A 23865-nucleotide genomic window follows, 5' to 3' on the forward strand; every position below is an offset into this window, starting at 1 on the left:
GCAGCCCTTCGCGGTTGGTTGGTGAGGTCAGGTGCCGGCCAGGTGGTCGGCGAGGTCGAGAGCGTCGAGCGTCACCGACAGCGCCGTGTGGAGTCCGACCACTTCGCGCAGCATGGGATGGACGACGGAGGTCCAATCCCCCTGTAGGTGCGGCCAGGTGACGAGGGTGACCTCCAACCTGGCCAGGCCGAGACGGATGGGTGGGAGGAGCTGGCCCAGTTGGCTCGCATCGCGGATACGCCTGGGGCCGCCGACGCGGCGTAGCGCTCCCATTGGTCCGTGGCTGGTCCGGGAGCCGCGCAGATTCGCGGCGAATGCCGCCGGAAGGTTCCTGAGTGATTGTGGACAGTGACTGCGAGTCTGGGTTGCCTGGAGGGGCGAAGCTCCCTCCAGTCAACTGACTTGAGGCTCTAGAAGAACCCAAGTTTCTTTGGGCTGTAGGAACAAAGAAGGTTCTTCGTCTGCTGCCAGTACAGCACTCACGCAGATGCTGCCTGCTGAAATGGTGGTTGTGAGCGTTGGTCCGTGCGATCATCTGGCGCCGCCGCGACGGATACATGTTCTCCGACGGCCCGGCGGACTGGATCGAATACGAGAAGAATCAGTTCCGTTGGCTGAGCGTTAACGCTAACAGGATGGTTGTAAGGCCCTGGGGTCGGCGTCGTGTATCGCGTCCCCGGAGGCCTGCTTCGAGAGGCGGGCAGCTTCGCGAAGTCCATTGAGGCCCCCCTCACCGTCAGGATCCGGACGTTGTTTCCCTACCCGCCGGGGAGCAGCCTGGCCGTCTGTCACGATGAGTCGCCCGGTGACCGGCTGTGGAGAACGGCGTGCCCGCCCATTTGGCCGCGAGATGACGCGATGTGAAGGAGTGCCTGGATGACCACCGCTCGGGTCAGTTCGGCTGTCATGACCCATCCTGTGCGCAGGATCCAGGCCGAAGAGTTGAGCACCCGGCTCGGTCTGGGGGGCCTGGCCCTGGATCCGGATCCCGACGGTGATCCTTCGGCGTTACGGACAGCGTTGGTGGCCTGGGCCGCCGTATCCGGGACGGCGACGCACCACTTGGTGGTGCAGGACGATGTGGCCGCGCCGCCCGAACTGCTCGACGTCGTCGCCGGCTCGGTGGCGCGGTTTCCGGACGACGCGCTGATCTTCTACACGAACTGGCACGCGCGCAATGGCGCGGCGTCCCGGCTCGCCGCGCTGGCCGGGGCAGGCTGGGTGCGCGCCGTCCCGGAGGAATTCGCACCGACGCTGGCCATCTGCCTGCCAACCGGCAGGGCGGAGGAATTCCGCCAGTTCGCCCGGGACAGTACGGAGCGCCATGACGATGAGGTGATGGCCGCCTTCTTGCGCAAGGTGGGGAGGGCGGGCCTGCTGGCCGTGCCCAATGTCGTCGAGCACATCGGAACCAGTTCGATCAACGGCCATGCGTCACAAGGGGTCCGGCGGGCCGCCTGCCCGGTCGGCGCTGCGGACGCCCGCCCGCTGCTCGGCCATGGGTGGGTCCTGGAGGAGCTGGACTGGCTTCCGTACATGCGGTACGGCGAGGGCTATCTGCGGCCGGCAGGCCAGGAGAGCGCCGCCGATCCACGCCGGCACACCCGGTGGCAGGATGCGCTGCCGGGCACCGGTCTCGCGGAGGGGCAGCTGCGCGATATCGCGCGGCGCAACTGCCCCACGGATGTGGCGGACGCGGTGGGCAGTGCTTTCGGCGCGGCGTTCGCGGCGGAGCTGTGGATCCACTGTCTGCTCCTGGGCAGACAGGCCGAGGACGCCGCCCGCCGGCACGCCGGTCGGACCGCGGGCATCCGGGCCGCGGCCGGTTCTGCGGCCGGGCGGCTGCGCGATGCGGCCGTGTCGACCGTCGGCCTGGCGGGGCTGCCGCCCGAGCGGCGTCCGGACGTACTCCCGGCGCACGCCGAACTGCTCATGGCGTACGCCTGGAGCGCGATCAGGTGCGGGAGCCTGCTTCTGGATCCTGCTGACGCACCTCGTGCGTGATCCAGACGCACGGCTCCCAGTAGGCACCCCGGTCCACTCCGTGGTCGATGCGCAGGGTGCCCAGCCCACCCGGGAAGACGTACTCCCCGTCGTCGGGAAACGCCATCCCGGTCCACGCCTCCCATTCGGTCACCGTGCCGGTGATGCGTGACGAGCGGGCGACGGCGGCGGCGATCACTCCGCCGAGCCGTACCTGGGTGCGGATCCAGGGATCGAAGGGCGAGCCGTCGGCACGGGTCCAGGCTGCGTATCGCTCGATGGGGACGAGCGGATAGCGGTCCTTCCAGGTGGGGCGGACCGGCACGATCACATGGCCCAGGCCGTCGGGTCGGGCCAGGTCAGCCATCCGGTTCAGCAGGATCTTGGAGAGTCCCTTTCCCTGGTGCGCGTGCGGGATCTCGATTCCCAGGGCGCACAACGCAGCCGGCTCGGCCCCGGAATCGTGGTCGCGAAAGGCCGCCGCGATCGATTCGTCGAGCCCGGTGCCCAGACCTTCGGGGGTGCCGTCCCAGGTGCGGGGAAGTGCGCGCCCGGCACCCAGGATGTCGTCGTTCTCCTCGTCGTACAGAACGAATTGATACTCCGGCAGATCATCGAAGAGACGTGTCCAGTAGTCGTTGTTGATGTCGCCGTGCAGGTTGTATTCCGGGACCACTCCGGCGAAGAGTTCGGGGATGCGGTCCCAGAGTTCGGGATACTCGGAGTGACGCACCATACGGACGGTCATTGCCGACCCTTTCTGTCATGCCGGGATGAGGGCAGGAAGATCAGGAGGGGGAGACCGCTTCCCAGATGACGACGAGCGGAATACCGTCCCAGGCGGCGCGGGCGGCATCCGCGATGGACTCCTCATAACCCCCGGGAGCCAATCGCCCGTTGAAAACGGGTTCGAAACAGGACCGCACGTCGAGTCCCGCCGAAGCGAAAGCGTTCAGATAGCTGCTGGGCAGATGTACGTGGTTACGCACGAATGCCAGCCGGTCGGTGCCGTGTACGAAAAGACATTGGCCCTGTAGCGAGATGACGAACGGGTGCATATCGGTGATGATGACCCGGCCGCCCGGCCGGACGACGCGTGCCAGTTCCGCGACTCCCGCGTTCAGGTCCGGCAGATGCGTCATGGCGAGGGCGCAGACCGCGAGGTCGACGGAGTCGTCGGCCAGCGGCAGTTGCTCCAGGCGCCCTTCACGGTATTCGGCGTCCGGAGCGTTGTGGCGGGCCCTTTCGAGCATCTCCGGTGACTGGTCCACCCCAATGGTGCGGTAGCCGCGGGCCGTCAGGGCCGCCGTCTGGCGCCCCGTGCCGCATGCCGCGTCGAGGGCGGTCCCCACCGGGCCCTTGTCCAACAGACCGTGGACCACCGGCTCCTCGACTTCGATGTAGGAGCTCGGCAGGGAGTCGTAGACGGCGGACCACGACGCATAGCCGGCCGCGGCGTCGAGCTCGCTCACGGCCGCCCCGCCGTCCGGAAGGTCCGCCCCCTGCCCGTTGGCGAATTTACGGATTTCCGCCACCCGATCTTCCAGGAAATTCTCGTCCCCGCCCATCGCGTGACGCAGCAGAGCCAGACCCTCAATGCCCAGAACGAGTTCACGAACCCGGAATTCACTGCCCATCGATACCCCTCGCGGAGAGTAGCCGTTTGCCGTCCCTGCCGCACTACCCCCGCCGCCGCGACGACAGTCGCGCGGTAACCTCCTTGTCCGGAATTCGCTGGAGGACGGCTGGTCTCGCCGGCCCCATTGTTACGGGTTGACGTATCGCCTAGCATGACGCGCCGAGAAGAGGGCGAAGCGGAATTCTGCAAGATGAGGGATGGGAGTACACATGATCGAAGGGTATGTGGGACGGGAAAGTGTGAGGGCCGGGAGGATTCTGCTGCTCCATATCTCCACGGATGCGTCCAAATTCCGCGTCCGTTTCTACCGACTCGGGAGTGAACTGAACTTCGTTGCGGAGTCCGGCCCCTTTCCGGGAGTCTTACGGACCGCGCCACCGCATCCCGACGGCATCGCCGAGCACGCCTCGCCCGCCGTGGACTGGGACTGGCCGCCCTACCGCGTGCCGATACCCGACGACTGGCAACCGGGTGTTTATCTCGTCCACTTCATCGAAGGCGAAGGTCATGCCGCGACGGCCACGCCGCTTCTCGACGACACCGGAATCGAAGGATTCGGACGCGAGTTCTTCATCGTCAGACCGCGGCGCCCCGCGCTCACCTCCCGGATCCTCTACAAGAAATCGACCTTCACGCGGCACGCCTACAACCGCTCGGATCGCGCGGACCTGCAGCGCGCCAGCAGCCTCTACGACAACCCGGTGTACGACGCGGGCGGCGTCGGCCGGCGGCGCGGCCACCGACTCAGCATGCACCGCCCCGGTGGCGTCATTGATCTCGCCTACTGGGACGCCCCGTTCATCGCCTGGCTGGAGCGCACCGGTTACGACGTCGAATACTGCACCGACCTCGATCTGCACGAGGACCCGGACCTGCTCGCCCCGTATGACCTGCTGCTCAGCGTCGGGCATGACGAGTACTGGAGCACGGCGATGCGCGAGCACGTGGCGTCGTTCGTGCGCGCGGGCGGCAACGTCGCGTTCCTCAGCGCCAACACCTGCTGGTGGCGGGTCCATCTGACCGATGGGAACACTGCGTTCGTCACGGACACCGATCACCATGTGGGGGACACCTACCCGCACCTCCCGGCTACGGACCTGTGGTGGCCGGAGCCGCCCGACGGCGTCGGTGCACCCGAGAACAGCCTGACCGGGGTCAGCCTGCGCAACGGCGGTATGTGGCCGGGAGAGTGGCCAGGCGACCGGCCACGGGCGGGATATACGGTGCAGCACGCCGATCACTGGGTCTTCGAGGGAACGGGACTGCGCGACGGATCGGACGGTGGGAGCCCCGACGCGCTCGGCGCGGGGACCGCGTTGATCGGCTACGAATGTGACGGCGCAGCCTTCGTCCGCGACGCCGACGGCATCGCCCGCGCCACCGGCGTGGACGGCACCCCGGACTCCTTCCTCATTCTCGGCATCTACCTCCTGGATCCGGTGAACGAAGACTTCCATCACCTCAAGTGGGGACACTGGAACTGCCCCGCGCGTGAGCCGGCCGGCACCGGCCCGCGCGCAGCCACCATGGGGCTCTATACCACCACCGGTGGCACGGTGTTCACGGCCGGGACCACCGACTGGCCGGTGGTCTGCGGCCGCGAACTGGACGCAGGCGTCGTCCGCGTGACCCGCAACCTCCTGGACCGCCTCGGCGGCCCGGCTACAGCAGGCCGATGACCTCGTGCAGGGTGGCGATCCGCGCGGCCCGTTCCGGAACCGGCGGGGCCACACCCTCGACGGCCCGGTCCGCACGCCACAGATGCGCGGCTCGCATCCCGGCCGCCAGCGGGCCCAGTACGTCCGACTCCCACATGTCCCCGACGAACAGGGCCTGTTCGGGTCGCAGACCACAGCGGTCGAGAACCGCCCGGTAGATGCGGGGGTGTGGCTTGCGGGCACCGGCACGGGCGGAGGTGACCGCCACCTCCACCACCTCCGCCAGGCCGACGTCCTCCATCGCCCGGTCCAGGTCCCAGAACCAGTTCGAGCAGACCGCCACCGTCAGCCCCCGCGCCCGCAGTTCCGCCAGCACATCGAGCACATCGTGGAAGAGCGCCAGCCGGAGGTCCTTCATCACCCGGTCGATGTCCGCGGCCAAGCCGTTCACCTTGCCCGCAGGCACCCCACAGGCACGTGCCCGCTGCCGTAGTCGGTCCAACTCCCAGGCATGGTAGGTCTCTTGGCTAGCAGACTGCACCGCGTGCCACTCACCGTCCCGTGGCCCGACCGCCCACTGGTCGCCCCACTTCTCCCCGGCCTCGGCCAGGCCCCTGCGGGCGAAGACCGAGCGGTGGCTGGGCGGCCAGGGCGGCACCATGCGGACGAGCGTGCCGTAGAAATCGAAGATCACGCCCCGGATGTCCGCGGCCCGCCCGGCCGCCATGTCGCTCAACGGTCCCTCAGAACCGTCCGTACCGGCGGGGGAAGTAGTCCTGCATCTCCCCGTCGCGCTCGATGTCGACGGTCGCGCAGTGCAGTCCGCCGCCGAACGGGCCCACGGCGCGGAACGGCACCGGCACCACCTCGAACCCGTACGAGGCGAGCTGGTCGGACAGCGGCCCTTCCTTCTCCTCGATGCACAGCGTGTTCTCGTCGAGGTTGAGCATGTTCCCCGCCAGCCACGGGCTGCAGTACGACAGCTTCGGCGGGTGCTCCCAACTGGCCGGTTGCACCGCCTCCACGATCTCCCAGTCGTTGAGCTTGAAGAACTCCATCAACTCGGCGTCCGCCAGACGCTCACCGCAGTGCAGCACCAGTCCGGGCCGCAGCGGTACCCAGGTCGCATCGATATGCAGCGGGTGAGTGTTGGTCGAGGTCACCGCATGCACTCGGTGGTCGGGGAAGTGGCGCTTGAGCCAGTCGTATCCGCTGCGATTGGTGACGAACGACAGCTGGACGAAGAGGTCCTTGCCGAAGCGGGCCACATCGGCAGCGTCGAACAGCGGCTCGGCCTCGGTCAGCACCAGGTCGTAATCGCGTACCCGGGCCAACTGCTCCTGCGTGGAAAGGGTGTTGTAGGTGTCCCAGAAACCCGGATGGTACGAGGCGTCCGTCAGACGCGGCTTGGGGGCCGCCTCCCAGCGCATGTTCCGGTCGCCGTCGAAGAGCTTCTGCAGCAGGGGCCGGTAGCAGAGGTACTCGTACCAGCGGCTGCGGTACGACATGGTGGCTTCGAGGACTTCGTTGCCGACCGTGAGGAGCAGGTCCCGGGGCGGCATACAGCCGGACATCGAGTCCTGTGTCCAGTCGGGTGTGGAGACCTGCTGATGGAAGTCGACGGGATCCGGGCGGTCGACCCTGATGCCGCGACCACGCAGCATCTCGGCGAAGTTGTCCAGCTGCTCGTTGGCCTCGGCGGTCATCTCGGCCGGCATCGGGCCGTACGTCCCCAGCGGGAAGCCGTCATCGGGGAAGTCCCGTCGCACCGCGGGCTCGGGTGCCTGCACCACTGCATTGTCGGCCCGTCCGACGACGACGTGCCGCAGGGGATCCCAGCCGTTCCATGCGTTGACCCTCACAGGCCGTGTGGCCGGATCTGCGTTCGGCGTGCCGTACTCAGTCACGTGCGGACCCTTCGATAGGGGACGTGGGAGACACCCGGGCAAAGCTGAGGCAGCGGGGGCATCAGCGTCAAGGGCGGATCTTTTGCGCACCGCCGGGTTTGCGTCAATCCGCCGACGGCGCAGGAGTGCACGTACGGTGGTCGGATCGGCGTCCGGCCTGCCACCAGAGGGTTTTCCGTTTCCCTGGATGGTCGTTTTCGGTGGCCGGACTTTCTGGCCGGAAAACTTCCCTTGGGTAGATTGCCCGATCGCGCGGGGTAGATAGGCACCCGGTTCCGACAACCCGGACGGAGGAGACCATGGCGGAGCGTATCTTCCGGTATGGCGCGGCACTGGTTGGCTTTGCATTGCTCGGGTCTCTGGCCGGCTGCGGTACCGGAGGCGACGACAAGCAGCTTCCCGCCGCGGAGCGTTCCGGTGATCTGACGGTCTGGCTCACCGTGGATGCCCAGGAAAGCTGGCCGGATCTTGTCTCCACGGTCAACAAGCGCTTCCACAAGAAATACCCGAAGATCAATATCAAGGTGCAATACCAGCAGTGGACCAGTAAAAATCAGAAAATCGATGCCGCACTCTCCGGCCAGGATGCGCCGGATGTCGTCGAGATGGGCAACAGCGAGACCACGAATTACATCGTCAACGGTGCCTTCGCGTCCGTGGACCCGGCGAAGTTCGACCATTCCAAGGAGTGGCTCGGTGCGCTCAACGACGCATGCCGGATGGACGGAAAGACGTACTGCGTCCCCTATTACGCGGGCGCCCGAGTGGGGATCTACCGCACCGACCTGCTCAAGAAGGCCGGCGTCGGCCACGCGCCCCGCAGCTATCCCGAACTGATCGCGGATCTCACCAAACTGAAGCGGAAGTTCGGCGCCAAGGACAAGAATTTCTCCGCCTTCTACATGCCCGGCCGCTATTGGTATGCGGCCATGGCGTTCGTGAAGGACGCGGGCGGCGAGATGGCGGTCGAAAAGGACGGACGCTGGCACGGCGCGCTGTCCTCGGCCCGGTCCATCGCCGGACTGCAGTCCTGGCGGGACCTCCTCGACGCCTACTACGTCGGAGACCGCTCCAAGGACAACGGTGACGAACCGGCGGTAGTCGGCCAGGGACGGGTCGGGATGTTCTACGGCAACACCTGGGAGGCCAAGGCCGCCACCGACAGCCGGTCCGGTGGCGATCCGGCGCTTCGTGGCCGGTTCGCCACCTTCGCCTTCCCTGGTCCTTCGGGCAAGCTGCTGCCGCCGTTCCTGGGCGGCTCGACGCTGGCGATTCCCGCCAAGTCGAAGAACCAGGACCTGGCCGGGGAGTGGATCAAGATGTTCACCGCCCCCGCGTCACAGCGCCGCCTCATCGCCGCCGACACGCTGCCGAACAACACCTCCCAGCTGCGGGAAGTGGCAGTCGGCGGCGTCAACGGCCCGGCTGCGAGGGCCGCCGAGCGCGGCTGGGTCACACCGCTCGCCCCCGGCTGGGGAGCGGTGGAGAAATCCAACATCCTGCAGGAGATGCTCCAGGACATCGCGACCGGCAAGCAATCGGTGCGCGCCGCCGCGCAGGCCGCCGACCGGCGTATCGACGCGGTGATCAACGAGAACTGACAGTGACGCGGGTGTCAGGACGGCGATGTAGACCGCGAAGGACATTTCGAGGAGTGCGCACGCCATGGAAACCGCAGATCCGCCGCGCCCGACGACGGCACCGCCGGGTCCGGGCGCATCTGAAGGCCGCCTGCGTGCGAAGGCGCGCCCCGGCGGACGGGGCACCCTGCGGGCCGCCAGGCGGGTTGCACTGCCCTACCTGCTGATCGCGCCGACCGTACTCGCGCTCGCCGTCGTCCTTGGATATCCGCTGGTCGACCTTCTGTTGCTGTCCTTCCAGGACATGACCCGCAAGCAGCTGTTCGCCGGCACCGCACCACCTTGGGCCGGCCTCGACCAGTACCGGACGATCCTCTCCGACGGCTTCTTCTGGGACGTCGTCGGCCGCACCGCGCTGTTCACGGTCGTCTGCGTCGCCGCCACCATGGCGTTGGCGACGCTCGCCGCACTGCTGATGCGCCGGGTGTCGCCCTGGGTGCGGATGACGATGGCGGGCGTGCTGGTCGCCGTATGGGCCATGCCCATCATGGTCGCGGCCTCGATCTTCCGCTGGCTGACCGACGCGGACTTCGGCATCGTCAACTGGCTGCTCGGCCTGCTGCCGGGGCTGGACTTCAGCAAGCACAATTGGTTCAGCAACCCCTGGGAAGGCTTCGCGGTCATCGTCTGTGTCGTCGTCTGGGGCGCCGTCCCGTTCGCCGCCATCACCCTTCAGGCCGCGCTCAGCCAGATCCCTCCGGAGCTGGAGGAAGCGGCCATGGCCGATGGCGCACGCGGTCTGCAGCTGTTCCGGCATGTCACCTTCCCGGTCATCAAGCCGGCCTTCGTACTGGTCACTTCGCTCTCCGCGATCTGGGACTTCGGCGTGTTCAACCAGATCTGGCTGATGCGTGGCGGCCAGCCTGAGAAGCAGTATTACCTGCTGGGCGTCTACTCCTTCATCGAGTCCTTCGCCGTCAACCGCTACAGCACGGCGGCCGCCATTGCGGTGATCACGGTGCTGCTGTTGCTGGCGGGCGCCGTCGTCTATGTGCGCCAGATCCTGAAAATGGGAGACGCTGAGTGAGCATCGCCCCCGGTCCCCGGATGCCGGGCCGGCCGGGTCAGCGTTCCCGGCCGCGCGGCCCGCGCTCCCGGCGCCGCCGTTTCGGCGCCAACGCGCTCGGACTGCTCTTCAGCGCTGTGATGGCGTTCCCGATCTACTGGATGCTGCTGACCGCCTTCCGGCCGGCCGAGGAGATCCACCACATCCCACCGACGTTCTGGCCGCGGCAGCTGACGCTGGAACACTTTCGCAGGGCCATCGCCACACCCACCTTCTGGGACAACGTAGGCGCGAGCGTCTTCGTGGGCGTGGGCACCGTGCTGGTCTCCCTGATGATCGGCACCCTTGCCGCCTTCGCCCTCGCGCGATTGCGCTTCGCCGGGCGCAAGGCCTTCGTCCTGGTGATCCTGGGCATCCAGATGATCCCCCTCGCCGGGCTGGTCATCCCCCTCTACCTGCTGCTCAGCGAAGCCGGACTGACCGACAGCCTGCTCGGCGTGATCCTCACCTACCTGGTGTTCATGCTGCCGTTCACGGTCTGGCTGATGCGCGGCTTCATCGCAGGTATCCCGGTGGAGCTGGAGGAAGCGGCGATGGCCGATGGATGCACCCGACTGGGTGCCTTCCGCCGGGTCACCCTTCCCCTGCTGGCCCCGGGACTGATGGCCACGTCCATCTACGCCCTCGTCCAGGCGTGGAACGAGTACGTCCTCGCGTATGTGCTGCTGTCCAGCAATGACAAGCAGACACTCAGTATCTGGCTGGTGTCATTCCAGACCAGCTTCGGTACGGACTACGGCGGCCTGATGGCGGGCGCCACTCTCACCGCGCTCCCTGTCGCGGTCTTCTTCGCGCTCGTCCAGCGCCGGGTCGCCGCGGGACTCGCCGCCGGGGCCGTCAAGGGATGACCACGAGGACCACGCACGGCGGCCCCCACCAGCGGCCCCCGTTGTCCCAGGTCGATGTCGCCCGAGGGCCCCCGACAAGGCCGGCCCACGGCCGCGCGGACAAACTGCCCACTCCCGAACCCGCAGGAGATCATCGTGACGTACGACCGTCTGGACCTGGTGTCCAAGCTGTACCAGCCGTCGGGCTGGCCCCGGATCCTCGAAGCGGCTTCCGGGGCGCCGTCCAGCGGCCCATTGGTGGTAGATCTCGACCCCACGACCTTCTGTGACTTGGCGTGCCCCGAGTGCATCAGCGGGAAGTTACTCAACCAAGGGCGCTTCACGCCCGAGCGACTGGTCGAACTGGCCGGGGAACTTGTGGAGATGTCCGTACACGGAGTGGTGCTCATCGGCGGCGGCGAGCCGCTGGCGCACCGTGGCACCCGCGCGGTGCTCCGCGTCCTCGGCGAGGCCGGCATCGCCATCGGCGTGGTCACCAACGGCACCCTGATCAAACAGAACCTTCCGGAACTCGCCGAATTCGCTTCCTGGGTACGGGTATCCATGGACGCCGGAACCAGCGACACCTACCGGCTCTTCCGACCGGACCGCAAGGGCCGCAGCGTCTTCGACAAGGTCATCGGCAACATGCGGCTGCTGGCCGAGCACAAAAAGGGCGCGCTGGGATACTCCTTCCTCGTGATGACCCGGAAGGAGCAGGACGGAGGTGTCGTGAGCAACCACCACGAGGTGCTGCGGGCCGCGGAGCTTGCCCATGACATCGGATGCGACTACTTCGAGACCAAGGCCATGTTCGACGACGGGCACCACGTCGTGCAGATGCCGGCGGAGATCCTCGCCTCCGTCGAGGACCAGCTCCGGGATGCCGCAAAGTGGGAGAGCGAGTCCTTCCAGATAGTCAACTCCTCGACCCTGACGTCCCTGCGGTCCCGGGTCGGTCCTGTCCAGGAGAAGGACTACCACCGCTGCCGCGTGGCCGAACTGCGCACCCTCGTTACCCCGTCAGGGGTGTACGTGTGCTCCTACCACCGCGGCAACGACGGTGCCAAGATCGGCGACGCGGTGACCGACAGCCTGGCGGAGATCTGGCAGAACTCCGACCGCGGCATCGTGGACCCGAGCCGGGACTGCCGATTCCACTGCGCGCGCCACCGCTCCAACCTCGCACTGGGGGAGATCGGGGCGGGAACGGTGGCGCCGGAGCCCGGCAGCGACTACGACCCGTTCATCTAGTACGGGCCATTCCTCCAGGGGGTGTTCTCCGCCACCAGGTCCGCCTTACCCCGTCGCTCGTCCGCGATCTCCGGAGCGAGCCCTGTAGCCGCCCGGGTGGGAATCACCCGGGCCAGCGGGTGCTCGCGGCCAAGCGCGCGGCGGAGATCCCCGACGAGCGCCTCTTGATCCGACACCGGACAGACGCCGACCAGCGCCCCGCCTCCGCCGGCCCCGCTCAGTTTCAGCGGCAGGCCGGCGGAGCGCAGTGCCACCTCCCGCAGTTCCTCCAACAGCGGCGTCGACATCCCCTGGAGATCCCGCATCGCGGCATGGGCGTTGCTCATTGCGGCACCGAGTCCACCGAGATCGTGGCCGCGTACGGCCTCCCACACCGCCGCAGACGCCACATCGGCCCGCACCAGATACTGCGCGAGCCGCCGGTCGCCGACAGCCAGTTGCTCACGTACGGAGCGGATATGGTCGCTGGTGTCCTTCCTGGTGGCTGAGTCGACGACCACGACGGCCCAGTCCGACGGGAATTCCACCCGGCCACGGATCTCCGGAAGCCCGGTCGTTCTGCCCTCAAGCAGCAGGGCGCCGCCCGCGATGACCGCGAGATGATCCATCCCGCCGCCGTTGAAGATCGCGAACTCGAACTCGTAGGCCCATTGCGCCAGCGTGCGAGCGCAGACACGTGGCCCCGGGGCGCAGGTATCGGCGAACGCCCGGAACAGCGCCACGATCAGCGCGGTGGAGGACGACAGCCCGCTTGCGGCGGGCGCGGCACTGCGTACCGTCACCGCGGGGGCCCGTGTGGCGAGCCCAGGGAGCCGCTGCCGCAGGAACGCCCACACCTGGTCCGGCCAGCTCCCCGGCCCACTGTCGTGCTCCGCGGCACCCGAACGCCGAGAGGCCGGCGGGCATAAGGCGACCGACGTCGTCAGCTCCAGCGCGAGGCTGACCGATCTGCCGCCCAGCCAGTCCAGGTCCTCACCCGACAGACAAGCCCGGCACGGCACCACCGCGCGTCCCGCACTCTCGCTCATCACCTGGCCTGGAACCTTCCGGTCGAGTGGAACGCCTGGAACATCTCCAGGACCACGGCGGTGGGCGGATGCAGTGGACCGGGCGGGTTCGCAAGATCGCGGAATTCCGCCTCGGTCACCTCGTCCCGGCCCAAGGAAAGTTCGCCCGACCAGCGGCGGGCCAGGAAGCACAGCGCGAAGCAATGGGTGACGTCCCCGTTGGGGTACGTGAGCGTGTGGACCCGCGGATCGGAGAGTGAACCGAAGGCGACCAGGTCCGCCCGCTCGACGCGCAGACCGGTCTCCTCCGCGAGCTCGCGTGCCGCCGTACCGGCGAAATCGCTGCCTTCCTCGCAGGCCCCGGCCGGCAGCTCCCACACCCCGGTGTCGGCGCGCCGCTGGAACAGACCGCGGCCGGACTCGTCCAGCACAAGGACCTGGGCGCCGGGGACGAGCAGCAGCCGGCTGCCCACGTGCTGACGCACGGACCAGAGGTAGGAGCCTGCGTAACTCACGTGAGTGTCACCTTTCGTGGTGCCCTGTCCTGTTTTCCAGGTGCAGGCTGTCATGCGGCCGACCCGGTCAGCCAGCCCGGCACCGCCTCCGGTGTGGCGGTCAGCCAGCGCACATATCGCTCGACACCCTCCCGCACACCGATCCGCGGCGACCATCGCAGCAACTCACGGCACCGCTCCGTCGCGGCGAAACCGCCCAGCGGATCACCCTCGGGCCGGGGGGTGGTGATGAACCGGGACTGTGGGAAGTGCGGTGCGATGAGCTCGCCCACTTCCCGCACCGAAGTGGGCACTCCCGTACCCACATTGATGGTCTGTCCGGCCATCCCCTCCTCGATCAGGGCCAGCGCGGTGGCGGCGGCGATGTCCTCGACATGGACCAGGTCCCGTACCTGCACCCCGCCGCCGTTCAGCCGCATCGGGCGGCCGAGCCTGGCCTGCATCGACAGCCAGGCCACCATCCACGAATGGCTGCCGGGCTTGGGGATCTGCGGATCGCCGTATACGGAGAAGTAGCGCAGCACCGTGTACTCCGTGCACTGCGCGGCACCGAGCAGAAGCCGTGTCTGATGCTCCGCCCAAAGTTTGGAGTTCGCGTAGACGGAGACGGGAAGCAGCTGCTGGTCCTCGCGGAATTCCTGTGGCCCCTGGATTCCGGGATCGCCGTCGCCGTACACCGCCGCCGATGACACCAGCACCAGTCGGCGGACTGCGGAAGCCGCGGTTTCCTCAAGAACTACCTGGGTGCCCTGTACGTTCGCCCGAAAGGCAATGTCGGGGCGCCGGGTGCACGCGGCGACGTCCGCATAGGCCGCGGCGTGCACGACATAGTCCGCGTGCGAGACCACCTGGCGCACGGTTTCCCGGTCGCAGATATCCCCGACTACCACATCGACGCCGAGTTTCTCCACACCGAACAACGTGTGCGCCGATTCCGGGTATGCATCCAGGCGATCCAGCACCGTTACCTCGGCTTCGGCAGAACGTAATAACGCCACCAGCCTGCTGCCCACCAGACCACCTCCACCGGTGACCACCACCCGGGCGTCACGCAGTTTTTCCAGCCGGTTGGCGACCGTTTCCCGGGTCTCCGTCCCGGCGCCATTAGCTGTCCCAGACATGGAATTCCTCTCCCTGTAGATGACCGCGCCTCGATCATCCGGGTCAGCATGTCTTCCCCGGAATGCCGGGACCAGAGCGCCATTTCGGCGGTCTTGCGGGACTCATCGGGGCGGCCGTACTGTCCGGATCCACCTGGTGCCGCATTGACGGTGCCGCGGAATCGGCCGGAGGAATTGTGACGCGATATCGTATGAGCGGCGCCGTGATGACCCACCCGAAACGGCTCGAGGCGGCGGAAAGGCTGGCCCATGCCGCGCCACCCGGATCGTTACGGGTCGTCATGGACCCGGACCCCGCCGGAAGGCCGTCCGTGCTGCGTACCGCGTTGTCCGCGTGGTCGGCGATCGAGGACGGTGCCACTCACCACCTCGTCGTCCAGGACGACATGATCCTTTCCGATGCGTTCTTCGAGCGTGCACGGGCGGCGATCGAGGAGATGCCCGACGCGGCCCTCGCGCTCTTCGCGCTGTGGGATTCGCGCAACGGAGCCGCGGTGCGCTTCGGTGCCATGGCAGGAGCGCGCTGGGTGGGCGCGGTCAACGAGTACTTCCCGTGCGTGGCGATCATTCTGCCCAGGAGCGTGGCCGCCGGATTCGTGGCCTACGGCAGGCGCCGGCTCGATGCCTGGCCTGATGACATCCTGATGTACCGGTACTTGCGCGGCAAGGGAATCCCGTCGTACGTCTCGGTCCCGAACCTCGCCGAGCACGAGGACCAAGGAAGCATCTCCGGCAACGCGTTCCGTGGGCCTCGCCGTTCGGTGTGCTTTCTGCCCGATGACGTCCCCAGGGGGGAAGGGACCCGGCTTACCGGCCTGACAGTGCTTCCGTTCTTCAAACATGGCGTGGCGCAATGCGCGGTGCGCCTGGATGAGCCCGGGCCGCGGCGGTGGCTGCATCTCGACTGCGAGCAGTACCTCGAAGGCTCCGGCGTACGGGTGGAAAGGCTCCAATCGGCCAACAAGCGAATGTCCGAAGCCGCCACCCCACACGCCGCTACGGGGACCTGGCTCACCGCGTTCACCATGGGATTCGTGCATCGGCGCAAGGCGCACCGATGCGACCCATCGGTTTTCGACGGCGGGACACCCGACCCGGCCGTACTCGCTGAGGCGATGGCGACGGTGGGCCCCGGAGGCATCAGTTACGCACAGAGCGAGGACCGAATTGCCCACCTGCGCGAGGAGTTGACACGGATCACACGGGACGGCATCGAAGCGGGCATGGCAGCGGCCACCCGGCCGGGGAGCGCGAGCAGGACCATCCGGTCCCTCCGGGTCGGGGTACGCGGCTCCGCGACACCCTTGGGCGAACACCTCCTCCGGGGCCTCGCGGACCGCGGTCACCGGGTCACGGCCCTGAGCCCGGCCCGCGGCGCGCAACCGGTGCCCCAGGCACCGGAATCGTCGGCATTCGACGCGCTGATCGACCTGAGCTCACTCCGCGGCGGCGGGGGAGGGGAGCGGAGCGACGGCAGCGGCATCGTCTTCGAGATCCTCGCCCGGAGCGCCGGCGCACCGGGCCTGGGTACGAGCGTCGGCGCGGGCGCTGGTGCCTACACCCTGCACGTAGGAGACCTGTACGGCCCGGGCTGCTCGCGGGACTCGCGGATCGGCCGCATGGTGTGGGATGCCCTGCGCAACCAGCCACTGACCCTCGACGAGGGCCCCGGTGATCTGCTGCGTCCCCTGCACGTCAGCGACCTCGTCGAGGCGCTGTCACTGATCCTTCGTACCCCCCCGGCGGACCGTGCGCTCTCGCTCGTCGACACTGCCCCCTGCACGGTCGCCGAGATGGCCGAAGCGGTCCGCAAGGCCGTCCGGCCGGTACCGGTCGCCGCTACGACATCGGCACCGGCCGACACACCCAGGCCCAGTCCCGAAGAAACGGCGGTCCGGCCCGCCCCTCCGGGCTGGAAGGCGACCACTGACCTGACCTACGGCCTGCACACCTTCGCCCAATGGCTGGCCTACGAGGGCATCCAGCTCGCCCCGGACGTGTAGCGGCTGGTCGCCGCGCATGTCCTGGCCCGGGCAGCCGACGCGCTTTGCCAGTACGACGGTGTGCCCGGCCCACAGAGGGAGCCGGGCACACGGAGTCTTGCTGCGGGGTTCCGCGAAACGGGAGCCCCGAGGTGGCCCTAGATGATCGGCGGACGCCCCAGCCTCGTCATCCGCCACACCGTACGCCACCGCATCGGCTTGCGCCTCCCGCATGGCGTCCGGACGCCCTCGATGAAACCGCCGGCCCATGCCCGTAGCCCCGCCACCGACCGGTTCCGGGCGACCGTGAGCAGTGCCCACACCCCCAGGTAGACCGGAATCAGGAGGGCTGGGAGATGCCGCTTCGCCAACCACACGCGATTTCTGGCCACCATGCGGTGATAGACGGCATGCCGTGTCGGCGATGTCCAGGGGTGCTGCAGCACGACCTCCGGTGCGTAGCGGACCCGCCAGCCATCGTCCAGGGCCCGCCATGCCAGGTCGGTTTCCTCATGGGCGTAGAAGAACTCGTCGGGCCACCCGCCGATTCTGTCCAGCATCGGCATGGACAGGGCGTGTCCGCCGCCGAGGAAAGTCGTCACCAGGCCGCCGCACGCCGGGTCGCCGACCCGCAGCCGGGGGACATGCCGTCGCTGGGTACGTCCCCGCTCGTCAGCGATGCGGAAACTCACGATCCCCAACTCGCCGTCCTGGTCGTAGAGTTCCGCCAAGCGGCTGAAAACGTCCGGACTGATCAACAGCCCGTCGTCGTCCAGGTCGACCACCACGTCCACATCGCCGAGCCTCCGCAACTCTTCCAAAGCCACATTCCGGCCACCGGAGACCCCCAGATTCTCCTTCAGTTCAACGCCTGTTGTGCCGTCGGGCAGCGGGGGAAGCGGCGAACCATTCCCGACGACCACGATGTGAGTCGCCTGGGTGTCCTGCTTGGCGACCGAATCAAGCAGCGCCTGCAACTCGGCGGGGCGGTTCCCCATGGTCAAGATGGCGACGCCTACGCGCAGATGACGCACAGATGAATACTCCGTTCTTGATATCTGCCTGCGATGCTAGCCGCCGGGAACGCCGGTCGCAGACCCGTGACGCCGGCGAGGCACCAGGTACTGCCATCCGAAGGGCCGGACGCCGTACGGGTGGCCAGTGTCCCACCGCCATCCTGCTCATACGCCGCTACAGCACTGCCCTGCGTGCGAAGTTCATCATCGAACATCCTGTTCCTGCGGCCTGGGCAGCATCGGTCGGATCATCGGATCCTCGGTCCTGGTTGTGCCGTTGACTGCCGCGCAGAGGGTGCGGACCGAGCCGTTGCTCTGAGCACGGACGATCGGAATACCATGATGACTTGCTGTCGTCATGCTGCGGTGTATCGCCAAGGAGGTGCTGGCGCGCTGCTGGCAACTCCCCATGGGATTGCGTGCTTTGGATACCAGAAAAATGAACGTCTCCCCCCACGGGGCGATCTCGGCCTGATACGACTTCTCACCCAAGGGTTGTCCCGTAACCGGAGTTGAAGTGCACGGTTACAGCTCTGGGGGCCCGGATCGGTATCGGCGCGACTCCGGCCTGACAGCTGTGGCAGCCTGCGGTCATGCCTGAGCTGCGAGAACACGACGGACGTCACTACGCTGTCCGGCACCACTACGCCTTGCCCGACGACGCGTGGTGCCTGGAGCTGAGCGACGCCGTTCTCGTGCAGGCCGAATCCCCGAACCCCGTCACCTACCGGGCCGGCAGGGCCTTCCTTGCGGCATACATCCCCGACGAGGATCCAGACCTGGAACCGACGATCCACATTCACAGCCATGACGAGCACGTCATCCCCTACGCGATCACGCACTGGTTCATGGAGCGGGTGGCCGAACAGGTTGAACGCTGCCGCACCGCGTTCGCGCAGGGGGAATCCGAAGCAATGGGATGATCTTGATGTGGCTGGTGTGATCACGGCGTCGGAGTCGTCCTGGACAGGCCCCTTCACCGGGTTGAGCCCGCAGTACTTCGCGAAGCTCGTGACGGCGCTGCGGCGCGAAGGCACCGAAGGTGTGCTGCGCGGCCGGCCCTGGGGGCTGCCCCTGGAGGACCGGGTACTGCTGGTCGCGGCCTACTGGCGGACGATCCTGACGCTGCGTCAGCTGGCGCCCTTGTTCGAGGTGTCGAAGTCGACAGCAGACCGCGTCTGGTGCCCACCCGCGACCACACGGTGGCCGAGCAGTCGAAGAACTACCGGTACTCCACCAATCACCAGGTCGTCATCGACGCCGACACCCGCCAGATCGTCGTGGTCGGGCGCCCCCTTCCCGGCAACCGCAACGACTGCAAAGCATGGGAAGAATCCGGAGCCAAGGCCGCCGTCGGCAACTCCATGACGATCGCTGACGGCGGCTACCCGGGCACCGGCCTTGTGATGCCCCACAGGCGCCGCAAAGGCGAGGAGTTGCCCAGCTGGAAGCAGGTGCACAACAAGTCCCACAAGCACGAACGGGCGGATCAGCAACCGACCACGCCCGCACTCAGCTGCGGTGTCGCCCGGGCTGGGCACGGGGAACGCGCTGGTGGTGACGCTGCTGGTGCAGCTCGGGGTGGTGGCGGTGACGGGGCTGCTGAATCTGCGGCTGCCCCGGGTGGTCGGCCGAGAGCTGAGCGGGGCCGGCCGCGCCCGGTACGGCAGCAGAGCCCCGGTACGGCAGCAGGGCCCGGACCGCGCGTCGCGGTCCGGGCCCTGCCCCGTGCGGTGCCGCCCTGCGGCGGCGGTGCGTCAGCTCTGTGCGGTGTCGTCGCCCGCCTGCCCGGCGTCCTCAGCTGCGCCTGCCTTCTCGCGCATCTTGCGCACCAGCTCCGCCTTCCGGTCGGCCGCACCCTGGCGGTCGAGGTTGCGGTGCGGGCCGTTGTTCTGCCGTTCGGCGCGGGACAGCTTCTTGCGCTGGCCGCCGCCCATGCCCACGGGGTTGTTGATGTTCTTGCTCACGGTCACAGGTTCTCCCGGTAATGATGTGAAGTGATCTACGGATTCATCGGTGGGGGATGGGCGGCGACGTCGAAGGACGTCAGCAGGGGCCCATCACGCTCTCACTCGTAAATCGGTGTCTGGAAGAACATGACAAAGACGATACCCGGTTCCGTCGGCCCCGCACACCAACCTTTTCGCCGCCCCGGCGTCGGCCGGGCCTTCGGCGAGCGCCCGGGGTCAGCCGTTTCCTTCCGGGAATCTCAGCACCGCCAGCACCCGGCGGTGGTCGCCGCCCGCCCGGGGCAGCTCCAGATGGGCTGTACTGGGCCGCCGCGGGCGTTGTCAGTGATCGCGAGCACACTGACGGCGTGAGAATCATCTCACTTGCGCCCCGCCGTTACGGGACAACCTTTAGGCTCCCGCCCGAGGCGAGTTCTGCGGCCGGCCTGGCCCGTGGACCGGTCAGCAACGCGGCTTGCTGATCGTCTGTTTCGATGGCAAAGCTCGCTCACAAAGCCCGCCTTGGTGGGCCCCGTGGGGGCAGTGTGTCTGCATGGATTCGACCATGTGGGCAGCCGTGCACATCGCGAGTGAGGTAGTCGGGGCGACCGTCGGGGAGCCCCGGGTGGTGGGGAGCAGTCCGCGGAGCGTGGTGATGCGCTGTTCGCTGGACGGCGGGAGGGACAGTGTGATCGTCAAGGCGTTCAGTGACGAGCCGGAGGGGCGGAGGTCCTTCACGTCGGAGGTGGTCGGGCTCTCACTGGGGCTGGCCGGGCCGGCGCTGCTCGGGTCACAGAGGTCAGCCGGACCACCGAGGCCACCGAGCCCGGCGACGACCCCGCGGGATGCTGAACGTCGCGATGCGTACCTACTGCCGGATGCCGGTCACCAACCCCGGCCCGGCCCGGGCGCTGGTGGCCGAGCGCCGCCCCGACCGGCCGGTACCGCCGGTGGCCGGTACCGCCGCGATCGGGGCGGTGGTGCATCTGCCGGCCACCGCCACCGAGGAGGGCCGGGACCTGTCCTCGATGAGCGGCATCCTGGCCGACAGCGCCTACCGTCTGCTGCCGGCCTGACGGCCCGGCCTCACTTCAGGTGCCGGCCGAAGAACCGGTCCCCGTCCTCCACCTCGAACCACGGGGTGCCGGTGTGCCCGCCCAGATTGGCGTGCAGCGTCTTCTCCTTGCTGCCGAAGGCGTCGAACAGGTCCAGGGCCCGCTGCCGGGGGTTCCCTTCGTCGTCCCACTGCAGCAGGAACAGCAGCGGAATGGTGACCTGCCGAGCCTCCTCGTGCTGAGCGCGGGGCACGAAACCCCCGGCGAAGAAACCGGCGGCCGCGATGCGCGGCTCGACCACCGCCAGCCGAATGCCGATGGCGGTCATCCCCGAGTACCCGACCGGGCCGCCGATCTCGGGCAGCGAAAGGAGGGCGTCCAGGGTGGTCCGCCATTCCGGGACCGCCTTTTCGACCAGCGGGCCGACGAAGGACTCGAAGATCTCATCGACCGGCTCGCCGGCCTGCATCGCCCGGCGGAGGTCGGCGCGGGCCTGCTCGTCGGCGGCGGAACGGGGCCGGTCACCGTGCCCAGGGGCGTCGATGGCAGCCACCGCATAGCCCTGCTCCGCGCAGTACCGGGCCCGGGCCACCAGCCGCGGTTCCCGCTTGTGCAAGCCGCCGTTGTGGCCGATCAGGATCAGCGGGGCCGGTGCGGATCCAGGCGTCCACAGGGTGCCGGGGATCTCGCCGAGGGTGAATTCGCGTTCGAGGACGCCGTCGTCGAGGCGCTGTTCGGAAGTGAATTGCATGGTCGTGCCTTTCGGGAGTGCTCTTGAACGGCGCTCCCGGACGACCTATCGCCCGGCCGTGACCCCGGAGGGGAGCACCCATGTCGATACTGCGTTCACGGGTACCACCTCCTCGTTCTCTCGCACGGCCTCCGGGAAATTAGCAGTGGTCGCCGTGGTCCGCCAACAGGTTTTTGCGGAGGCTCCGTGGCCGGATGCCGCCTCACCACATAGGACACTGCCTTAGAGGGCGCGCTGGTAGGCGTGTGCTCATGGGCGGCGGATCGGGCGTTGGTTCCATCGGTGGGTCGTCCATGCCCGACGGATCAGGCTGCGCACGGTGATGATGGTGTCGGCGAGGTCGAAGAAGGCGTCGATGACGGTAACCCGGCGCTCGTAGCAGTGCGCGAGGCGGTGGAAGGCGTTCTGCCAGGCGTGGGTCCGTTCCACATGCCACCGCCGGCCGGCCTGGATCGGCGCCTTCTCACCCTTGTACGCGATGCGGCCGTGCAGGCCGCGTTCGTCGAGCAGGGCGCGGGTGGTGTCCGAGTCGTAGCCGGCGTCCAGGTGCACAGTGATGTCCTCTGGCAAAGGTCCCAGGTCGTTCAGGCGGTCCAGGGGGCCCGCAGAACAGCGCCGCGAGTGCGGGGAACGGGCGCACGGGCACGCCCCCGGCAGCACCGCCGTGACGAGGGACTCGGACGTTCCCGGGGCGGCCTGACCTGCAAGATCCATCTCGCCGGTGAGGGCGGGCGCCGCCTTCTGGCCCTGCTGATCACTCCGGGCCAGTGGGGCGACGCCCCGCAGCTCATCCCGGTCATGGAACGCATCCGCGTCAGTCGCCTGGGCGGCGGGCATCCGCGCACCCGGCCTGACCACCTCGGCGGCGATAAGGCGTACTCGTCCCGCCGCAACCGCGCTACCTGCGACGACGCCAGATCAAGCACACCATCCCCGAACCGAAGAACCAGCGGGCCAACCGCCAACCGCCAACCGCCAACGCCGGGGCAGCGGGGGCGGCCGGCCCGCCGCCTTCGACAAGACGATCTACAAGCGCGGAAGCGAAGTGGAGCGAACGATCAATGCGTTGAAGAACTTCCGGGCGGTGGCCACGAGGTTCGGCAAGAGGGCCTACATCTTTCACGGCACCGTGACCGTCGCAGCAATTCGCCTGTGGCTTGGCTCTTAAACCTGCCGAAGAGCCTGTAAGTACTCAGCATCACCGGACGAGTCCGATGGCCTCAATCTCGATCATCCACTCAGGGTTGGCGAGTGAGGAGACCTCCACGAACGACTCCGCGAGGTGAGGCTTGTCCGGGAAGTGCTCCGCGCGCAACTTGGCGAAGATGTCCTGCTGCGCGATGTCCGTGACGAACACGGTCGCCTTGACCACGTCGGCGAGGCTGGAGCCCGCGTTTGTGAGGACCGTCGACAGGTTCGCGAGCGCCTGACGGGCTTGCGTCTCGAAGTCCCCTGCGCCGATCGTGGCTCCCTGGGCATCAATCGGCGCCTGCCCTGAGGTGAAGACCAAGTTCCCGACCCGGACGCCGAGCGATATGCCGGCCGACTCGTACCAGTCGGGTTCCGCGGAGATGCGTACGCGCTCGGCGGCAGGCTGTGTAACGGACATACTGCTGACACTCCTTCAAAACTGCACACGGAGCCGGGCAACTGTGATCACCCCGGCTTGATCGACAGCTATGAGATCCTGAGATTCATTCCCGAGGCTTGCAAGTGCGCCTCGGCACAGCTCGGGTGACAGCCGCCCACCTACGCGAGCGCGCCGCATCCCAGGAATGATCCGCAGGGCGGACCCTAGGCACTCTGAGCCAGCGCCAACGTCGCACCTTGTGGATCCTGCACCACAGTGACGGCGGCCATTGAGGAATCCTCAAGTACGGCCAGTTGCATCGACGACTGTGAGTGATCACCGCTGTCTGGCATGACATGCTCCGCCCCGGTTCGCCGGCGTCCAAGCGTGATGGGCGGATGGCCGTCACTGCGAGCACCAGTGGCAGACGTGAGCCCGGCAAACGACGGTGGTACGGCCGGGGCTAGCCTTGCTGGCCATGACTGATCAAGAGCGCACCATCGAGGCCAAGTTCGAGATCATTGACTTCGACGAGAAGGTGTACGAGGAGCCTGCTGAGGGACCCAAACTGACCCGGGTCACGATTCGGAAGCACTACAGCGGCGTGATCGACGGCACGGGCGTTGCCGAGGTGCTCACGGCGCAAGGAGCCGCGGGCGGTGGCTACGTGGCGTCTGAGAGGATCGAGGGCACCCTCGACGGCCGTCAGGGCACCTTCGTCATCCAGCACAGTGGGCTGGCCAACGGGGATGACCAGAGCAGCGACGGGAGCATCATTCCCCACTCTGGGACCGACGGCTTCACCGGTATCTCGGGACGAGCCATGGAGCGCCAGTTTCAAGTGCTCACCCTGGTCTACACGCTCTGAGCGCTGCCGAACCCAGTCATGGCCTGCAGCCGACAGCCAACGGATTTCCCACGCAAG

At 67.7% G+C, this 23865-nt stretch carries 22 protein-coding genes and 3 pseudogenes; 12 read left to right on the forward strand and 13 right to left on the reverse strand.

The features are described from left to right. Positions 1-27: 27 nt before the first annotated feature. Complete coding sequence (locus ACZ4S3_RS11620) at positions 28-273, reverse strand: hypothetical protein (RefSeq protein WP_467930736.1); 246 nt, start codon at positions 271-273, stop codon at positions 28-30. A gap of 603 nt (positions 274-876) precedes the next feature. On the opposite strand from ACZ4S3_RS11620, the gene ACZ4S3_RS11625 reads away from it, so the two are divergent. Continuing rightward, on the forward strand, positions 877-2004 hold the full coding sequence (locus ACZ4S3_RS11625; RefSeq protein WP_467930741.1) for a hypothetical protein: 1128 nt from the start codon (positions 877-879) through the stop codon (positions 2002-2004). Here ACZ4S3_RS11625 and ACZ4S3_RS11630 read toward each other — a convergent pair. Together ACZ4S3_RS11630 and ACZ4S3_RS11635 are read right to left on the reverse strand one after the other, a co-directional pair. After that, the gene (locus tag ACZ4S3_RS11630; RefSeq protein WP_467930746.1) at positions 1955-2731 is read right to left on the reverse strand and encodes a GNAT family N-acetyltransferase; all 777 of its coding nucleotides are present in this window, start codon (positions 2729-2731) and stop codon (positions 1955-1957) included. The two genes, ACZ4S3_RS11625 and ACZ4S3_RS11630, sit on opposite strands and share 50 nt — an antisense overlap. Positions 2732-2771: 40 nt before the next feature. After that, positions 2772-3620 (reverse strand): class I SAM-dependent methyltransferase, encoded by an 849-nt coding sequence (locus ACZ4S3_RS11635; RefSeq protein ID WP_467930751.1) that lies wholly within the window; start codon positions 3618-3620, stop codon positions 2772-2774. A gap of 211 nt (positions 3621-3831) precedes the next feature. On the opposite strand from ACZ4S3_RS11635, the gene ACZ4S3_RS11640 reads away from it, so the two are divergent. Continuing rightward, a complete protein-coding gene (locus tag ACZ4S3_RS11640) occupies positions 3832-5301 on the forward strand; it encodes a N,N-dimethylformamidase beta subunit family domain-containing protein (protein ID WP_467930753.1) in 1470 nt (489 codons plus the stop codon). On the opposite strand, the gene ACZ4S3_RS11645 is transcribed toward ACZ4S3_RS11640, so the two are convergent. Together ACZ4S3_RS11645 and ACZ4S3_RS11650 are read right to left on the reverse strand one after the other, a co-directional pair. After that, a complete protein-coding gene (locus ACZ4S3_RS11645; RefSeq protein WP_467931559.1) occupies positions 5285-6007 on the reverse strand; it encodes an HAD family hydrolase in 723 nt (240 codons plus the stop codon). The two genes, ACZ4S3_RS11640 and ACZ4S3_RS11645, sit on opposite strands and share 17 nt — an antisense overlap. A 16-nt stretch (positions 6008-6023) precedes the next feature. Further along, positions 6024-7070: a serine/threonine protein kinase gene (locus ACZ4S3_RS11650; protein ID WP_467930759.1), complete on the reverse strand. Its 1047-nt coding sequence runs from the start codon at positions 7068-7070 to the stop codon at positions 6024-6026. A 416-nt stretch (positions 7071-7486) separates the two neighbouring features. Here ACZ4S3_RS11650 and ACZ4S3_RS11655 point away from each other — a divergent pair, with 416 nt between their 5' ends. The 4 genes from ACZ4S3_RS11655 to ACZ4S3_RS11670 all read left to right on the forward strand — a co-directional run bounded on the left by ACZ4S3_RS11655 (position 7487) and on the right by ACZ4S3_RS11670 (position 11974). Further along, positions 7487-8788 (forward strand): extracellular solute-binding protein, encoded by a 1302-nt coding sequence (locus tag ACZ4S3_RS11655; protein ID WP_467930764.1) that lies wholly within the window; start codon positions 7487-7489, stop codon positions 8786-8788. 64 nt (positions 8789-8852) lie between these two features. Then, positions 8853-9854 carry a carbohydrate ABC transporter permease gene (locus ACZ4S3_RS11660; RefSeq protein WP_467930769.1) on the forward strand — a complete coding sequence of 334 codons (1002 nt, stop codon included), beginning with the start codon at positions 8853-8855 and terminating at the stop codon, positions 9852-9854. Positions 9855-9874: 20 nt separating this feature from the next. Further along, entirely contained in the window at positions 9875-10741 is an 867-nt protein-coding gene (locus tag ACZ4S3_RS11665; RefSeq protein WP_467931563.1) for a carbohydrate ABC transporter permease, read from the forward strand. Positions 10742-10876: 135 nt separating this feature from the next. Continuing rightward, positions 10877-11974 (forward strand): radical SAM protein, encoded by a 1098-nt coding sequence (locus tag ACZ4S3_RS11670; protein ID WP_467930773.1) that lies wholly within the window; start codon positions 10877-10879, stop codon positions 11972-11974. Here the strand turns inward: ACZ4S3_RS11670 and ACZ4S3_RS11675 are convergent. The 3 genes from ACZ4S3_RS11675 to ACZ4S3_RS11685 are packed head-to-tail and all read right to left on the reverse strand — an operon-like array spanning position 11971 to position 14617. After that, a complete protein-coding gene (locus ACZ4S3_RS11675) occupies positions 11971-13002 on the reverse strand; it encodes a mevalonate kinase family protein (RefSeq protein WP_467930778.1) in 1032 nt (343 codons plus the stop codon). The genes ACZ4S3_RS11670 and ACZ4S3_RS11675 overlap by 4 nt on opposite strands. Continuing rightward, entirely contained in the window at positions 13002-13496 is a 495-nt protein-coding gene (locus ACZ4S3_RS11680; protein WP_467930780.1) for an NUDIX domain-containing protein, read from the reverse strand. Before ACZ4S3_RS11680 ends, ACZ4S3_RS11675 begins: the two co-directional genes overlap by 1 nt. A gap of 50 nt (positions 13497-13546) precedes the next feature. Then, entirely contained in the window at positions 13547-14617 is a 1071-nt protein-coding gene (locus ACZ4S3_RS11685; protein WP_467930783.1) for an NAD-dependent epimerase/dehydratase family protein, read from the reverse strand. 206 nt (positions 14618-14823) lie between these two features. Here ACZ4S3_RS11685 and ACZ4S3_RS11690 point away from each other — a divergent pair, with 206 nt between their 5' ends. Then, on the forward strand, positions 14824-16620 hold the full coding sequence (locus ACZ4S3_RS11690; protein WP_467930787.1) for an NAD-dependent epimerase/dehydratase family protein: 1797 nt from the start codon (positions 14824-14826) through the stop codon (positions 16618-16620). A gap of 137 nt (positions 16621-16757) precedes the next feature. On the opposite strand, the gene ACZ4S3_RS11695 is transcribed toward ACZ4S3_RS11690, so the two are convergent. Beyond that, on the reverse strand, positions 16758-17633 hold the full coding sequence (locus ACZ4S3_RS11695) for a glycosyltransferase family 2 protein (protein ID WP_467930792.1): 876 nt from the start codon (positions 17631-17633) through the stop codon (positions 16758-16760). 575 nt (positions 17634-18208) lie between these two features. Here ACZ4S3_RS11695 and ACZ4S3_RS11700 point away from each other — a divergent pair. Both ACZ4S3_RS11700 and ACZ4S3_RS11705 read left to right on the forward strand, forming a co-directional pair. After that, positions 18209-18538: a hypothetical protein gene (locus ACZ4S3_RS11700; protein ID WP_467930797.1), complete on the forward strand. Its 330-nt coding sequence runs from the start codon at positions 18209-18211 to the stop codon at positions 18536-18538. 7 nt (positions 18539-18545) lie between these two features. Further along, a pseudogene (locus ACZ4S3_RS11705) lies at positions 18546-19102 on the forward strand (transposase family protein); the annotation flags it as partial. Between the two features lie 270 nt (positions 19103-19372). Here ACZ4S3_RS11705 and ACZ4S3_RS11710 read toward each other — a convergent pair. Continuing rightward, positions 19373-19588: a DUF6243 family protein gene (locus ACZ4S3_RS11710; protein ID WP_467930801.1), complete on the reverse strand. Its 216-nt coding sequence runs from the start codon at positions 19586-19588 to the stop codon at positions 19373-19375. 821 nt (positions 19589-20409) lie between these two features. Here ACZ4S3_RS11710 and ACZ4S3_RS11715 point away from each other — a divergent pair. Next, positions 20410-20640 carry a hypothetical protein gene (locus ACZ4S3_RS11715; RefSeq protein ID WP_467930803.1) on the forward strand — a complete coding sequence of 77 codons (231 nt, stop codon included), beginning with the start codon at positions 20410-20412 and terminating at the stop codon, positions 20638-20640. A gap of 10 nt (positions 20641-20650) precedes the next feature. Here the strand turns inward: ACZ4S3_RS11715 and ACZ4S3_RS11720 are convergent, their stop codons facing one another. Together ACZ4S3_RS11720 and ACZ4S3_RS11725 are read right to left on the reverse strand one after the other, a co-directional pair. Then, entirely contained in the window at positions 20651-21370 is a 720-nt protein-coding gene (locus tag ACZ4S3_RS11720; protein ID WP_467930807.1) for a dienelactone hydrolase family protein, read from the reverse strand. Positions 21371-21619: 249 nt separating this feature from the next. After that, a pseudogene (locus tag ACZ4S3_RS11725) lies at positions 21620-21976 on the reverse strand (transposase); the annotation flags it as partial. A 42-nt stretch (positions 21977-22018) separates the two neighbouring features. Here ACZ4S3_RS11725 and ACZ4S3_RS11730 point away from each other — a divergent pair. Next, positions 22019-22538 (forward strand): annotated as a pseudogene (locus ACZ4S3_RS11730) (IS5 family transposase); the annotation flags it as partial. Between the two features lie 30 nt (positions 22539-22568). Here ACZ4S3_RS11730 and ACZ4S3_RS11735 read toward each other — a convergent pair. Continuing rightward, positions 22569-22979, reverse strand: a complete 411-nt coding sequence (locus ACZ4S3_RS11735) for a RidA family protein (RefSeq protein ID WP_467930810.1) — start codon at positions 22977-22979, stop codon at positions 22569-22571. Positions 22980-23418: 439 nt separating this feature from the next. Here ACZ4S3_RS11735 and ACZ4S3_RS11740 point away from each other — a divergent pair, with 439 nt between their 5' ends. Next, a complete protein-coding gene (locus ACZ4S3_RS11740) occupies positions 23419-23808 on the forward strand; it encodes a DUF3224 domain-containing protein (protein ID WP_467930813.1) in 390 nt (129 codons plus the stop codon). The last annotated feature ends 57 nt before the right edge of the window (positions 23809-23865 follow it).

This window comes from Streptomyces sp. NPDC028368 (genome assembly GCF_055565615.1).

Coding starts and splice junctions, on each gene's coding strand:
- ACZ4S3_RS11715 (WP_467930803.1), top strand. CDS start 20,410: ATGCTGAACGTCGCGATGCGTACCTACTGCCGGATGCCGGTCACCAAC.
- ACZ4S3_RS11665 (WP_467931563.1), top strand. CDS start 9,875: ATGCCGGGCCGGCCGGGTCAGCGTTCCCGGCCGCGCGGCCCGCGCTCC.
- ACZ4S3_RS11700 (WP_467930797.1), top strand. CDS start 18,209: ATGCCTGAGCTGCGAGAACACGACGGACGTCACTACGCTGTCCGGCAC.
- ACZ4S3_RS11675 (WP_467930778.1), bottom strand. CDS start 13,002: ATGAGCGAGAGTGCGGGACGCGCGGTGGTGCCGTGCCGGGCTTGTCTG.
- ACZ4S3_RS11685 (WP_467930783.1), bottom strand. CDS start 14,617: ATGTCTGGGACAGCTAATGGCGCCGGGACGGAGACCCGGGAAACGGTC.
- ACZ4S3_RS11735 (WP_467930810.1), bottom strand. CDS start 22,979: ATGTCCGTTACACAGCCTGCCGCCGAGCGCGTACGCATCTCCGCGGAA.
- ACZ4S3_RS11625 (WP_467930741.1), top strand. CDS start 877: ATGACCACCGCTCGGGTCAGTTCGGCTGTCATGACCCATCCTGTGCGC.
- ACZ4S3_RS11620 (WP_467930736.1), bottom strand. CDS start 273: ATGGGAGCGCTACGCCGCGTCGGCGGCCCCAGGCGTATCCGCGATGCG.
- ACZ4S3_RS11630 (WP_467930746.1), bottom strand. CDS start 2,731: ATGACCGTCCGTATGGTGCGTCACTCCGAGTATCCCGAACTCTGGGAC.
- ACZ4S3_RS11720 (WP_467930807.1), bottom strand. CDS start 21,370: ATGCAATTCACTTCCGAACAGCGCCTCGACGACGGCGTCCTCGAACGC.
- ACZ4S3_RS11690 (WP_467930787.1), top strand. CDS start 14,824: ATGACCCACCCGAAACGGCTCGAGGCGGCGGAAAGGCTGGCCCATGCC.
- ACZ4S3_RS11660 (WP_467930769.1), top strand. CDS start 8,853: ATGGAAACCGCAGATCCGCCGCGCCCGACGACGGCACCGCCGGGTCCG.
- ACZ4S3_RS11635 (WP_467930751.1), bottom strand. CDS start 3,620: ATGGGCAGTGAATTCCGGGTTCGTGAACTCGTTCTGGGCATTGAGGGT.
- ACZ4S3_RS11740 (WP_467930813.1), top strand. CDS start 23,419: ATGACTGATCAAGAGCGCACCATCGAGGCCAAGTTCGAGATCATTGAC.
- ACZ4S3_RS11655 (WP_467930764.1), top strand. CDS start 7,487: ATGGCGGAGCGTATCTTCCGGTATGGCGCGGCACTGGTTGGCTTTGCA.
- ACZ4S3_RS11640 (WP_467930753.1), top strand. CDS start 3,832: ATGATCGAAGGGTATGTGGGACGGGAAAGTGTGAGGGCCGGGAGGATT.
- ACZ4S3_RS11645 (WP_467931559.1), bottom strand. CDS start 6,007: ATGGCGGCCGGGCGGGCCGCGGACATCCGGGGCGTGATCTTCGATTTC.